The sequence below is a fragment of the Halomonas sp. 328 genome, assembly GCF_015645095.1.
Lineage (GTDB): Bacteria > Pseudomonadota > Gammaproteobacteria > Pseudomonadales > Halomonadaceae > Bisbaumannia.
In genome coordinates this window covers 24,575-38,115 of the sequence record NZ_JADOTW010000001.1, presented here as the reverse complement: position 1 = coordinate 38,115, position 13,541 = coordinate 24,575, and the positions used below count along the sequence as shown (strand labels likewise).

General features: G+C 69.9%; 10 protein-coding genes. 6 read left to right on the top strand and 4 right to left on the bottom strand.

The window, feature by feature from the left end:
* Positions 1 to 26 precede the first annotated feature (26 nt).
* The 4 genes from IHD13_RS00195 to IHD13_RS00180 form a co-directional block, all read right to left on the bottom strand.
* The gene (locus IHD13_RS00195) at positions 27 to 746 is read right to left on the bottom strand and encodes a response regulator (RefSeq protein ID WP_195859012.1); all 720 of its coding nucleotides are present in this window, start codon (positions 744 to 746) and stop codon (positions 27 to 29) included.
* Complete coding sequence (locus tag IHD13_RS00190; protein ID WP_195859011.1) at positions 736 to 2,676, bottom strand: ATP-binding protein; 1,941 nt, start codon at positions 2,674 to 2,676, stop codon at positions 736 to 738. The genes IHD13_RS00195 and IHD13_RS00190 overlap by 11 nt, the downstream gene beginning before the upstream one ends.
* Positions 2,677 to 2,705: 29 nt before the next feature.
* A complete protein-coding gene (locus IHD13_RS00185; RefSeq protein WP_195859010.1) occupies positions 2,706 to 4,187 on the bottom strand; it encodes a TrkH family potassium uptake protein in 1,482 nt (493 codons plus the stop codon).
* A 94-nt stretch (positions 4,188 to 4,281) separates the two neighbouring features.
* Positions 4,282 to 5,691, bottom strand: coding sequence for an aminotransferase-like domain-containing protein (locus tag IHD13_RS00180; protein WP_195859009.1), 1,410 nt, complete (start codon positions 5,689 to 5,691; stop codon positions 4,282 to 4,284).
* A gap of 108 nt (positions 5,692 to 5,799) precedes the next feature.
* Here IHD13_RS00180 and IHD13_RS00175 point away from each other — a divergent pair, with 108 nt between their 5' ends.
* The 6 genes from IHD13_RS00175 (at position 5,800) to IHD13_RS00150 (ending at position 13,495) form a co-directional block, all read left to right on the top strand.
* On the top strand, positions 5,800 to 6,402 hold the full coding sequence (locus tag IHD13_RS00175; RefSeq protein WP_195859008.1) for a LysE family translocator: 603 nt from the start codon (positions 5,800 to 5,802) through the stop codon (positions 6,400 to 6,402).
* 114 nt (positions 6,403 to 6,516) lie between these two features.
* Positions 6,517 to 9,036, top strand: coding sequence for an ABC transporter substrate-binding protein (locus IHD13_RS00170; protein WP_195859007.1), 2,520 nt, complete (start codon positions 6,517 to 6,519; stop codon positions 9,034 to 9,036).
* Positions 9,037 to 9,112: 76 nt separating this feature from the next.
* The gene (locus tag IHD13_RS00165; RefSeq protein ID WP_195859006.1) at positions 9,113 to 10,216 is read left to right on the top strand and encodes an ABC transporter permease; all 1,104 of its coding nucleotides are present in this window, start codon (positions 9,113 to 9,115) and stop codon (positions 10,214 to 10,216) included.
* Entirely contained in the window at positions 10,213 to 11,532 is a 1,320-nt protein-coding gene (locus tag IHD13_RS00160) for an ABC transporter permease (protein WP_195859005.1), read from the top strand. The genes IHD13_RS00165 and IHD13_RS00160 overlap by 4 nt, the downstream gene beginning before the upstream one ends.
* The gene (locus tag IHD13_RS00155; protein ID WP_195859004.1) at positions 11,532 to 12,524 is read left to right on the top strand and encodes an ABC transporter ATP-binding protein; all 993 of its coding nucleotides are present in this window, start codon (positions 11,532 to 11,534) and stop codon (positions 12,522 to 12,524) included. The genes IHD13_RS00160 and IHD13_RS00155 overlap by 1 nt, the downstream gene beginning before the upstream one ends.
* The gene (locus IHD13_RS00150; RefSeq protein WP_195859003.1) at positions 12,521 to 13,495 is read left to right on the top strand and encodes an ABC transporter ATP-binding protein; all 975 of its coding nucleotides are present in this window, start codon (positions 12,521 to 12,523) and stop codon (positions 13,493 to 13,495) included. The genes IHD13_RS00155 and IHD13_RS00150 overlap by 4 nt, the downstream gene beginning before the upstream one ends.
* The last annotated feature ends 46 nt before the right edge of the window (positions 13,496 to 13,541 follow it).

Here is a 13,541-nt window from a genome sequence, read left to right as displayed (position 1 = left end):
GGGAGAGCTCCTGTGGCCGGATCGGCCTAGTCGTCGGAATCGTCGGGTTCCACCTGCAACCGATAGCCGACGCCGGCTTCCGTTTGCAGCAGGGCGGGGGCCTGGGGGGTGTCCCCCAGCTTATGGCGCAGTCGGCTGACCACGATTCTCAGGTAGTGGGTGTCTTCGGCATGGCTGGGCCCCCAGATCTCCCGTAACAGTTGCGTCTGGGTCACCACCCGGCCGGCATGGCGGCAGAGCTTCTCGAGGACGGCGTACTCCTTGGGGGTCAGGTGCAGGTCCGCCTCCGCCAGCCGCACCCGACGCTTCAGCAGGTCGATACGCAACTCGCCCTGGTGGAACCGGGATGCGAGGGCCTCCCCCTGCTGGCTGGCGCGAAAGCGCAGCAGCCGACGCACCCGGGCGAGTAGCTCCTGGATCCCGAATGGCTTGGTGACATAGTCATTGGCGCCACCATCCAGGGCGCGCACCTTCTCCTCCTCGCGCTCGCGTACCGAGACCACGATCACCGGGACATCGCTCTGGGTCCGCAGGGCCTCCAGCACCTCCTGACCCTCCAGGTCGGGGAGCCCCAGATCCAGCAGCACCAGGTCCGGCGACTGGGACAGGGCCAGCGTCAGTCCCTCGCCCCCGGTCTCGGCCTCGATGACCTGATAGCCCTGGGAGGCCAGGCTGATACGCAGGAATCGGCGAATCTGGCGCTCGTCATCCACCACCAGGATGCGTCCGCCGGGCTTAGTCTCCATGGTTGATCTCCTCGTCGGTGGCGGCCAGGGGCAGGCGGATCTCGATGCAGGTGCCTTCCCCTTCGGGGTTGGCCAGGGCGGCGATGTGGCCGCCGTGGGCGCCGATCATGCCCCGGCAGATGGCCAGCCCCAGGCCGCTGCCGTGGCGGCCGCGGTCCCCCTCGCCGCCGGTAAAGAACATGTCGAAGACCCGCTCGCGCTGGTCGACGGGAATGCCCGGTCCCTGATCGGTCACCCTGAGTACCAGGGCGTTACCCTCGACGCCGGCGGCGATGTCCAGGCGGCCACCGGGCGGCGAGAAGCGCGCCGCATTGTCGAGCACATTGACCAGGGCCTGTTCGATCAGGGCGGGATGCACGAAGAGCAGCGGCAGGTCATCGGGCCAGTCACGCACCAGCTCGAGCCCTTCCAGCGGGCTGGCCAGGCGTTTCTGGGCCGCCGCGACCAGGTCGTCCAGGGCCACCCAGTCGCGTTCGATCTTGAGGGTGCCATGGCCCAGCCGCGTCATGTCGAGCAGGTTCTGGATATAGCGGTTGAGTCGTTCGCTTTCCGAGAGGATGCCATCGAGCAACTCGTGACGATCGGCATCGGAGAGCTGGGCCTCGAGTTCGCGCAAGGTGCTGGCCGAACCGATGATCGAGGCCAGGGGCGTGCGCAGGTCGTGGGAGACCGAGGCGAGGAGGGCGGAGCGCAGGCGCTCGTGTTCCTCGGAGAGTCGTGTCGCTTCCAGCTCCGTCACCAGCCGGGTGCGTTCCAGGGCCATGGTGAACTGACTCAGCATGGTGTTCAGCAGCGTCGCCTCTTCCGGCGACAGAGTGCGTTCCTCCAGGGCGATGGCGACCACCCCCAGGCAGCGCCGCTGTTCCATCAGCGGGATCAGGCGCCACGCCTGCCCCCCCAGGGTCTCGGTGCCATGGCCGCTGGGCCGTCCCTGCTGCCAGCTCCAGGCGGCGGCATTCAAGGCCGTCTCGGGGAGGCGCAGGGCGCCGGGGAGCGCCTCGGCGATACGCAGGCCACTTTCCCCGGCCTGGCGTTCGAGGAAGGCCACCGGGACCCTGAGCCACTGCTCCAGCGACTGGAGGCCGACCCGCCGCACGCCCGGGGTGTCCATGGCCACCGACAGGGCCTGAGCGTATTGCAGCAGCCGATGGGTCTGGTCGCGGCTCTCGCGCAGGGCGAGCAGTCGACGGCGGCCCCGCCCGGCCAACTGCCCCACGGTGATGGCCACCAGCAGGAAGAAGATCACGGTAAGCAGCTGGTCCTGCTCGACCATGGCCAACGACAGCTTCGGCTCGGTGAAGAAGACATTGAACGCCAGGAAGCCGAGTACGGCGCTGAGCATGGCCGCGCCGGTCCCCGCCATGGCCGCGCTGGCGAGGACCGCGGCGAGGAAGAGCAGCGAGAGGTCGGCGAGTTCCAGCCAGGACTCGAGAGCCAGGGCCGCGATCAGGGCCACCAGGGTCGTCGCCGCACCGGCCACCAGGGGAGCACGCCGACGCCAGTTCAGGTGCCGATGGCGCGGCCGGAAGTGTGGTCGGGGGCGTGCCTCGGCCACCACCACCAGGTCATAGGGGCCACCGAGACGTGCCAATTGCTCCGCCAGGGGGCGACGCCAGAACCGCCACCCGGAGGGCCTGGCACCGCCCACCAGCAGGGTGGCGACCCCCTGATCCCGGGCATGGTTGGCCAGTTCCCAGGCTCGCTGCTGTCCCGGAAGCACCCGGGTTTCGCCGCCCAGCCGCTGGACCTGGGCGAAGTCGCGTTCCAGCACCAGGCGACGACCCGGAGCCTCGCGCCCCTTGTCCACGTAGACGGCACACCAGCGTACCCCGTCCCGGGACGCCAGGCGGTGGGCGGCGCGCACCAGGGCGGCATCTTCCTCACCGCCGCTGAGCCCTACCATCAGGCGCAGTGGAAGGCTTGTCATCATGTCCCTCGAATCCGTATTCATCGTCTCGCTCAGCGCCGCCAGAACATCGGCGTCAGCAGTACCAGCACGGTCAGGATCTCCAGCCTGCCCAGCAGCATGCCCAGGCAGAGCAGCCACTTGGCGGTATCCGGCAGGGACGCGAAGTTGCCGGCCGGCCCCACGGTATCGCCGAGCCCCGGGCCCACGTTGGCGACCGCGGTCACCGCCGAGGAGAGGGCGGTCATATAGTCCAGGCCCAGGGCGGCGAGCCCCAGTGCCAGGCCGGCGATGGTCAGGAAGAAGAAGAACGAGAAGGCCACCACGCCGCGAGTGATCTCGTCGGTCAACGGCTGGTGGTTGTAGCGGGAGGCGAAGACCCCCCGGGGGTGGATCAGGAAGGTCAGCTGATTCTTCAGCAGGGTGGCGGCAACCTGAAAGCGAAAGATCTTCATGCCGCCACTGGTGGAACCGCTACAGCCGCCCATGAACATCAGATAGAAGAACGCCATGATCGCCAGTGATCCCCAGGTGCCATAGTCATCCGAGGCGTAACCGGTGGTGGTCACCACCGAGATCACATTGAAGGTGACATGGGTCAGGGCCTCGAAGGCCGCGGTGCCCTGGCCGATACGCCAGGCGCTCAAGCCGACGATGGCGGTGGCCAGCAGTAGCAGTAATCCCCGCACCTGCTGGTCCCGCCAGAGCGCCAGTCGCGAGCCCCGCAGCATGCGGATATAGAGCACGAAGGGCAGGGCCCCGGCGAGCATGAATAGCGAGCCCATCCACAGCAGGTGGGGACGGTCCACATAGGCGCCGAAGGAGGCGTCGGAGTTGGCGAAGCCACCGGTGGCGAGCGATGTCATGGCATGCACCACGGCATCCAGCGGCAGCATGCCCCCCAGCCAGTAGGCGAGCATCGCGGCCAGCGTAAAGCCGCAGTAGACCCCCAGGGTGGCCTTGGCGATACCGCCGGTGCGGGGCATCACCTTGTCCGACCAGTCCGAAGACTCGGTGTGGAAGAGGCGCATGCCGCCCACCTTGAGGAAGGGCAGGATGGCGATGCCCATGACGATGATGCCGATGCCCCCCAGCCACTGCATCAGGCCCCGCCACAGCTTGATGCCGTCGGAGAGGGTCTCGATGCTCTCCATGACGGTGGAGCCGGTGGTGGTGATCGCCGATACCGATTCGAAGACCGCATTGGTGAAGGAGAGCTGGGGTGCCCCCAGGACCAGGGGCAGGCTGGCGAAGGCGCTGACGCTGAGCCAACTGAGGGTGGTGAGCAGGAACATCTGCCAGGGCTTGAAGGCGATCTCGATGCGGCGCGTACCTGCCCAGACCAGGGCCACCGCCACCAGCACCAGGCCGATGGACTGGGCGAAGGCGTGAGCATCCGGCTCCCGCTCGATCACCAGCACCAGCCAGGGGATCGCCATAAAGGCCGCCAGCACCAGCCAGAGTATGGCCAGCACCTTGAGTATCGGGGCCCAGTTCAACCAGTGCTCCCGGATCCTGCGCCGCAATATCGCCATCCTGTGTCCCTTGTCCCGATCAGACCCGCCCGTGTCCGGCTATGCCATCATGGATGGGGCTAAAAAGTCCGTAAAAATTCACCAGGACAGGCGATTACAGTGTCTCCCAGGGCAGCGGTGGCGGCGACTCCAGGGCCTCGCGCACCAGCGCCAGGGCCCGCTCGAGCGGATCGCGGCTGGTGGCGGCGCTCAGGCACAGGCGCAGCGCCTGGGGTGCCGGCTCGCTGCCCACGCAGAAGGGCTCGGCGCTGGTCAGGCGCAGGCCGCGCTGGGCCAGCGTTGCCTGCAGGGCGGCGCCGCGCAGGCCGTTGGGCAGCGGCAGCCAGAGGTTGGAGCCGTGGGGGCGCCCCTCCACGGGGATGCCGGCCAGGCGCTCCCGGGCCAGGGCCTGTCGGGCCCCCAGCTCTTCGGTCTGCCAGGCCAGCAGGCGGTCGGCGTCTTCGCTTGCCACCCAGCGGCATACCGCCTCCACCATCAGCGGCGGCACCATCCAGCTCTGGGCGCGCAATGTCGCGCCGAGGCGTTCGCGCAGGGCCTCCGGCACGCAGAGGGTACCGATGCGCAGGCCCCCGGCCAGCACCTTGGCGGTGCTGAAGATAAACAGGGTGCGCTCCGGGGCCAGGGTCAGCAGTGGCGTGCCGCGCTCCGCGGCGGGCAGGTACTGGACCCCATCCTCGACGATCCAGAAATCGTGCCGGCGGGCCAGCTCGACCAGGTGCCTGCGCCGCGCCTCGCTCAGGGGGCGGCCGGTGGGGTTGTTCTGATCCGGGGTCGCATAGACCAGCCGCGGCGGCTGCTGGGCACAGAGCCGCGCCAGGGCCTGGGTGTCCATGCCGTCCTTGTCCAGGGGCACCCCCAGCACCTTGAGGTGGGCCTGCTGGGCGGCGTTGATCAGCCCCGGGTAGGTGAGGGCATCCGCGGCGATGCGCTCGCCGGGGCGGGTCAGGGCGCGCAGGGCCAGGTCGATACCGTGCTGGCCGCCCTGGGTCACCAGCAATTGCTGCGGGTCGGCATCGATCCCCAGCAGCCGTTGCAGCCAGGCCGCCAACTGGCGGCGATGGGCCGGCACGCCACGCTCCGATTGGTACTCCACGGCACGGCGCAGCACCGCCTCGTCTTGGGCCAGCTCACCCAGGATTCGCCCCAGGGTGCCGGCCCGCAGCGGGTGGGGCGGCGGCAGGCTCATGCTCAGGTCGATGACGCCGTCGTCCAGCGACTCCTCCTCCGGGGGCGCGGCCAGGAAGGGTGGGGTCCCCGGAGTCTCGGTGTCGCGGACATAGGTACCGCTACCGACCCGGGCGGTCACCCAGCCCTGGCGCTCGGCCTCGGCATAGGCGCGGGTCACGGTGCCCACGGTCACGCCCAGGGCGTCTGCCAAGCGCCGCTGGGGCGGCAGGCGCTGCCCCGGGGCCAGCTCGCCGGACGCGATGGCTCGGGCGATGGCCTCGCCGATGGCGCGGTAGCGGGGGCCCTGGTCGTCGAGGGTGGGAATCCATATTGTCATGGTGACAATAAAACCTTTGACGGAGAAATTGTGCCCATTATGCTGAGTTTAGGCGCGAATGTCGCGCATTTCTCCCCAATGATCGCATAATTGTATGGGTGCAATATTATGGAAGCCTTGGCATTCCTGGGCCCGGCGGCCCTCTATATGATCTCCATGACCATCACTCCCGGCCCCAATAACGTGATGCTCACCGCCTCCGGGGCCAACTACGGCTTCCTGCGCACCCTGCCGCATATCTTCGGCATCCTGGGGGGCTGTTTCCTGCTCTTCGCCGGCATCGCCCTGGGCCTGGGGCTGCTCTTCGAACGCTTCCCCCTGGTGCAGACCGCGCTGCGCCTGATCGGCAGCGCCTACCTGCTCTACCTGGCCTGGCGCATCGCCACCGCGCCACCGCCGGACCTGCGCCGGCGCGGCGAGGGGCACCCGCTGACCTTCTGGCAGGCGGCGGCCTTCCAGTTCGCCAACCCCAAGGCCTGGGTGATGGGCCTGGCGCTGATGGCGGGCTTCTTGCCCGAGGGCGGCGACACCTGGGTCAATGCCCTGCTGCTGGCAGCCTTCGCCGAGCTGGTGGCGCTGCCCTGTATCGCGGTCTGGGCCGGCTTCGGCACCGCTATCGGCCGCTGGCTCGACAGCCCCCGGGCCTGGCGGGTCTTCAACGCCCTGATGGGCGCGCTGACCGCCGCCTGCGTCTACTTTATTCTCGCCTAGGCGTGACTTTCTCCCCAGGGGGCCCGTGGAGTGAATGGTGCCACCCACTAGCGTTGAACCCCGTTATCCCGTTGCCGGCTAGGGTGGTAACAGGGCTGGCCGGGGGAGACGCCGATGGGCAAGTGGGGAGTCATGGCAGGGGCCCTGTTGCTGGCGGTGGTGGGCCTGGCCCTGTTGCCGGGGTCCCGGGCGCCCCTGTCGAAGGGCGAGCCGGCGACACCCGAGGCCCTGGCCGAGCGGCGTGGCGCCCTGATCGACCGCCTGGTCTTCACCCGGGAGAGCGACCCGGGGCGGGTCACCGGGCTGCTGGCGAGCGGCAGCCACCAGGCCTTCGTCCAGGGCATCGGCAGCATTCCCGTCTATCGCCGCCTGCGTGACACCCCCGAGGCGGATTACGATCTCGCCTATGGCTCCTCGGTGGAGTTGACCCTCAACCCGGTGGGCCCCGAATTCCGCGATGGCCGCCTCAATCCCTTCCATGTGCCGGCCATCCGCGAGGCCCTGCACCGATTGGTGGATCGCGAGCATATCGCCGAGGAGCTCTACGGCGGCCTGGCGGTGCCCCGCTGGCTGCCGATCAGCACCGCCTTTCCCGATTACGCTCGCCTGGCCGAGACCGCCCGCGCCCTGGAGCTTCGCTACGCCCATGACCCGGCGGCCGCCGAGGCCACCATCGCTCGGGAAATGCGCGCCCTCGGCGCCACCCTCGAGGCGGGGCGCTGGCGCTACCGGGGGGCCCCGGTGACCCTGATCCTGCTGATCCGCAACGACGACGAGCGGCGCCGGGTGGGGGATTACCTGGCCAACCAACTGGAGGATATCGGCTTCACCGTGGAGCGCCGCTACCGCAACGCCGAGGAGGCCTCGCGGCTATGGATCGCTTCCGATCCCGCCGCCGGTCAGTGGCACCTCTATACCGGTGGCTGGATCTCCATCGTGATGCAGCGCGACCAGGCCCAGAACTTCAGTGACTTCTTCACGCCCCGGGGGCGCGCCGAGCTGCTGTGGCAGGCCTATGCCCCGAGCCCCGAGTTCGATGCCCTGGCCGAGCGCTTGGAGCGCCGTGACTACGCCGACTGGGCCGAGCGCCAGGCGCTGATGGCCCGGGCCCTGGAACTGGCGATGGAGGATTCGGTACGGCTCTGGCTGGTGGATCGCCTCAGCGTCTCGGCCCGGGCCAGCAACGTCTCGGTGGCCGCGGACCTGGCCGGCGGCCTGGCCGGCTCGGCGCTGTGGCCCTACACTCTGCGCTACGAGGAGCGTCTGGGCGGCGAGATGGTCTTCGGTACCCCGGGCCTGCTCACCGAGCCCTGGAACCCCATCGCCGGCAGCAACTGGATCTTCGATCGCATGATCACCCGGGCCCTGGCGGACCCGCCGCTGCTGCCCGATCCCTACACCGGCCTCTACCGCCCCCAGCGCCTGAGTCATGCCGAGGTGACGGTGGCCGAGGGCGTTACCCTGACCCGCAGCCTCGACTGGCTGAACCTGGATCACCAGGCGCGGATTCTCGTGCCCGAGGATGCCTGGCTCGCCTGGGACGCCGGCGAGGGGCGCCTGGTCACGGTGGGCGAGACGCACCCCGAGGGGCTCGGCGCCCGCACCCGGGTGCGGCTGCACTACGAGGCGGGCTACCTGGAACAGCGCTGGCATGACGGCTCGCGGCGCTCGGTGGCGGACCTGCTGCTGCCCTGGATCCTCGCCTTCGAGCGGGCCGACGAGGCGAGTCCGCTGTTCGATGCCGCCCACCAGCCCACCTTCGAGGCCTACCGCCAGCACTTCCGCGGCTGGCGCATCCTCGACACCGAGCCGCTGATCATCGAGGCCTACAGCGACCAGGCCTTCCCCGACGCCGAGACCCTGGTGGCGGCTCGGGCGCCCCAGCCGCTGCCCTGGCACACCCTGGCCCTGGGCATTCTCGCCGAGCGCCACGGCGAGCTGGCCTTCTCCTCCCACCAGGCGGATCGCCGGGGTATCGACTGGCTCAACCTGGTGGCCGGGCCCAGCCTGGCGATCCTCCGGCGTTACCTGGACGAAGCTCGATCTCACCCCCAGGCCCACCATAGCCTGCCCTTCGCCGCGGCCCTCTCGCCCTGGGTCGAGGAGGCGGAGGTCGAGGCGCGTTTCGTGGCCCTCGACGACTGGGTCACGGCCCGGGGGCACTTCTGGGTCGGCGACGGCCCCTTCGAGCTGGCGGCGGTCTACCCCCTGGAGGGCAGCCTGGTGTTGCGGCGCTTCGCGGACTTTCCCGACCCGGCCGACAAGTGGCTGGCGCTGAGCCGGGCGGCGCTGCCGGAGCTCGCCACCGAGGGGCCCCTGGTGGTGGCCCCCGGCGAGCCGGCCGAGGTGCGCCTCGCGGTGACCCAGGCCGGCGAGCCCTATCCCGAGGCGGCCCTCGAGGGGGTGCGCTACCTGCTCTTCGATGGCCAGGGGCGGCTGATGGCACAAGGCGCACCCCGGCCGCTGGGCGACGGCGAGTGGGGCCTGACCCTGGACGCCGAGACCCTCGCGGCCCTGGGCGCCGGCGCCAATCGCCTGGAATTTATCCTCACCAGCCATTGGGTAGCGCTACCCAGCTTCGCCAGCCACCTCTTCGCCACCCTGCCGGCCGATGCAGAGGAGATACGCCCATGATGCCGCGTCGTTCCTCTCGACCCGATCGGGAAAGGGACCTGCGCGACTTGGCGGCCCCTGCCGAGGAGGTACGCCCATGATGCCGCGTCGTTCCTGGGGCAGGGATCTGCGCTACCTCGCCCTCTATCTGCTCAAGCGGGCCCTGGCGCTGCTGGTTACGGTGCTGATCGGCGTCTACCTGACCATCGTGGTGGCCAATATGGGCGGCCAGGTGGACGACTTGCGCCGGGTGCAGATCCGCAGCGAGGCCTTCGAGCAGGTGCGCGCCGACCCCGCCTTCCAGGAGATGGCCAGCGCCGAGCGCAACGCCCTGGTGGAGCGCCGGGTGGCACTCGAGGTGGAGCGGCTGCGCCTCGATGAGCCCTTTATCCTGCGCAGCGTCGACTATCTGCAGCGGGCCATGCGCCTCGACCTGGGACGCGCCGAGCAGATGCACAGCGACGCCGGCTCCCGCCAGGTACGGGCGATCATCGTCGAACGCCTGCCGGCGACCCTGCTGCTGTTCGGCACCGCCAACCTGCTGGTGTTCTTCTCGGCGGTGGGCAGCGCCCTCTGGTTGTCGCGGCGCTATGGCAGCGGTGTCGATCGCCTGGTGATCGCCCTGGCCCCCAGCTCGGCGGCGCCCGGCTGGTTCTACGGCATCTTCCTGATCCTCGCCTTCGCCTTCCTGGTGCCCTTGTTGCCGCCGGGGGGCATGGTCACCGCGCCGCCCCCCGATAGCCGGTTGGAGTACGCGGCGAGCCTGGCTCGCCATATGCTGCTGCCGGTGGCGGCCATGTTCCTGTCGTCGATCTTCGTCTCCATCTACGCCTGGCGCACCTTCTTCTTGATCCATGCCAGCGAGGACTACGTGGAGATGGCCCGGGCCAAGGGGCTGCCGTCGCGGCTGATCGAGCGCCGCTATATCCTGCGCCCGACCCTGTCGCCGATCATCACCAACTTCCTGCTGATGCTGATCGGCCTGTGGAGCGGCGCCATCATCCTCGAGCAGGTCTTCAACTGGCCGGGGCTCGGCTCGCTGCTGTTCCAGGCCATCGGCTTTCGCGACACCCCGGTGATCATCGGCGGGGTGGTGATCTTCGCCTACCTGCTGGCGGTGACCGTGCTGCTGCTGGACCTGCTCTATGCGCTGCTCGACCCCCGGGTGCGGATTCTCGGCGAGGGGAGGAGTGGCACATGAGCCTGGGGATAGGACGTCGTGGAACCTGGGCGGAACTGCGCCGCTACCCCTCGGCCCTGGCCGGGGTGGCGCTGATCCTGCTGCTCGTCGCCCTGGCCCTGCACACCCTGGCCACGGTGCCCTATGGCCAGGCGGTGGCCAGCTGGCGCAGCGGCGAGGCGCACCTGCCGGTCAATGCGCGGCCGGTCTGGAGCGACTGGCTGAGCCCCGGCCGGGCGCCACGCAGCGAGCGCCTGAGCGCCGAGACGCGGGAAAGCGAGGCCTTCCCCGGTGGGCGCCGCCTGACCCAGCGCATCGAGCTGGACTACACCTACGACGACTTCCCCAGCGAGCTGGCCCTTTTTCTCCGCCCGCAACACAGCGAGCGGGCGGCCTTCCTGCGGCTTGGCTGGCAGACCCCGGATGGGCGCGAGATCACCCTCGGCAGCCGGCGCCTGGTCGGCGAGACCCGGGTGGCGCTCTCCCAGGATCGCGCGCTGGAGCAGCGCCTGGGGCGGCCGGCTCACTTCGGCCTGCTGGCCGGGCCGGACGGCGAGGCGCTCGTACCGGGGCGCTACACCCTGACCCTGGAGGCGGTGTTCTTCGATCCGGCCGCCGAACTCGAGAGCGAGCTGTGGCTCTATGGCCGGGTGCACGGCCTGGCCGGTACCGATCACCAGCGCCGCGACCTCAGCCTGGCGCTGCGCTGGGGCACGCCGATCGCCCTGGCCTTCGGCCTGGTGGCGGCGGTGGGCACCACCCTCAGCACCCTGGTGATCGCCGCCGTCGGCGTCTGGTACCGGGGCTGGGTGGATGCGCTCATCCAGCGCCTCACCGAGGTCAATATGATCCTGCCGCTGCTACCGATCCTGGTGATGGTGGGCACCCTCTACTCCACCAGCATCTGGCTGATGCTGGGGGTGGTGGTGCTGCTTGGCATCTTCAGCGCCGGCATCAAGACCTACCGAGCCATGCTGCTGCCGATCCGCGAGGCCCCCTATATCGAGGCGGCCCGGGCCTATGGGGCCAGTCACCTGCGCATCGTGATGCGCTACATGCTGCCGCGCATCCTGCCGGTGCTGATCCCCACCTTCGTGACCCTGATCCCCACCTTCGTCTTCCTCGAGGCGTCGCTGGCGGTGCTGGGGCTGGGCGACCCGGTGCTGCCTACCTGGGGCAAGGTGCTCAACGATGCCCAGGCCCAGAGCGCCCTCTACAACGGCTACTACTACTGGGTGCTGGCCCCGGCGGCGCTCTTGATGCTCTCCGGGCTCGGCTTCGCCATGCTCGGTTTCGCCCTCGACCGGGTCTTCAACCCCCGGCTAAGGAACCTCTGATGCCCGATACCCTGCTCCAGGTGGAGGGGCTGACCCTCGACTACCAGACCCGCGGCGGCGTGATGCGCGCCGTGGATGATGTCAGCTTCGATGTCGGGCGTGGCGAGGCCCTGGTGGTGCTGGGGGAGTCGGGCTGCGGCAAGAGCTCATTGGCCCGGGCCCTGATGCGGCTCTTGCCGCGCAATGCCGGGGGCCTGGGCGGCCGGGTCTCCCTGGATGGCCGCGAGCTGCACCTCCTGGACGACGAGACCTTTCGCCGGGAGGTGCAGTGGCAGGGGCTGGCGCTGGTGATGCAGGCCTCCATGAACGCCCTCAACCCGGTGGTCAAGGTGGGCGAGCAGGTGGCCGAGCCGCTGCGGGTGCACCTGGGCTGGGAGCGCCGCCGGGCCCTGGCCCGGGCCGGCGAGGTCTTCGAGCTGGTGGGCCTGCCCGGCGACTTCCTGCGCCGCTACCCCTTCGAGCTCTCCGGCGGCATGCGCCAGCGGGCGGTGCTGGCCATGGCGCTGGTGGCGGAGCCCGCCCTGGTGATCCTCGATGAGCCCACCTCGGCCCTGGACGTGCTGACCCAGGCCGGGATCATGAATGCCCTCAAGCGGGTCAAGGCAGAGCTCGGCACCGGCTTTATCCTGATCACCCATGACGTGGCCACCTCCAGCGAGCTGGCCGACCGGGTGGCGCTGATGTATGCCGGCCAACTGGTGGAGGTGGCCGATGCCGCCACCTTCTTCACCGCCCCGGGCCACCCCTATGCCCAGGCGCTGATGGCCAGCGTTCCCCGGCTTCGCCAGCGCGAGCGACCCCGGGCGATCCCCGGCGAACCCCCCAGCCTGCTCGACCCGCCCCAGGGGTGTCGCTTCGCCGCGCGCTGCCCGCAACGTTTCGCCGACTGCGCCCGGCTACCGCCGGCCTTCGCCCCGGCCCCACGCCAGAAGGTACGTTGCTGGCTGCATAAGGAGGAGGGGATGAAGGGTGGTATGGAGGGTAGCGTATGAGCGCCCTGGTGGAGGTGGAGGATCTGTCGGTCCACTTCGAGGTGCGCCAATGGGGCTTCCTGCGCCTGGGGGCGGTGCAGGCGGTGGATCGGGTGGCCCTGACGCTGGCGGAGGGGGAGTCGGTGGCCATCGTCGGCGAGAGCGGCTGCGGCAAGAGCACCCTGGCGCGCACCCTGCTGGGGCTGCACCGCCCCACCCAGGGCGAGGTGCGCTTCGCTGGGCGCGAGCTCAGCGGCCTGCGCCGCCGCGAGCTCAAGGCCTACCGGGCCAGTGCCGGCTATGTGCAGCAGGACCCCTTCGGTGCCACCGCCCCCTTCCTCGATGTGCGGCGCATCCTCGCCGAGCCGCTGATCATCCAGGGAGTGAAGCGCGCCGAGCGGGAGGCGCGGATTCGCGCCGCCCTGGAGGAGGTGCACCTGACCCCGGTGGAGGAGCTGCTCGGCAAGTTCCCGCATATGCTCAGCGGCGGCCAGCAGCAGCGCCTGGTGATCGCCCGGGCGCTGATCCTCGGGCCGCGGCTGCTGATCGCCGACGAGCCGGTCTCGATGCTCGACGCCTCGGTGCGGGTGGAGATCCTCGAGCTGCTGCGGCGCATCCAGGGCCAACGCCGCCTGACCCTGGCTTTTATCACCCACGACCTCTCCACGGTGCGCCACTACGCCGAGCGGATCTTCGTGATGTATGCCGGCCGCCTGGTGGAGTCGGCGCCGGTGGACGAGTTGCTGGACGCTCCCCGCCACCCCTACACCCAGGCCCTGCTGGGGGCCATCGCCGACCCGGACGCCGCCAATGCCCACCGCCAGCGGGAGCTGCCCGCCGGCGAGCCGCCTAGCCTGCTCGATCCGCCCCGGGGCTGTCGCTTCCACCCCCGTTGTCCCCACGCCATGGCCGGGCTCTGCGACCGGGACGATCCCCCGGACTTCGACGTCGGCGCGCAGCACCGCAGTGCCTGCTGGCTGCATCGGGAGTGACACGCTGGTGGGCGATTCGCCCCTGCGATGACGCCTCCCGCCCCGC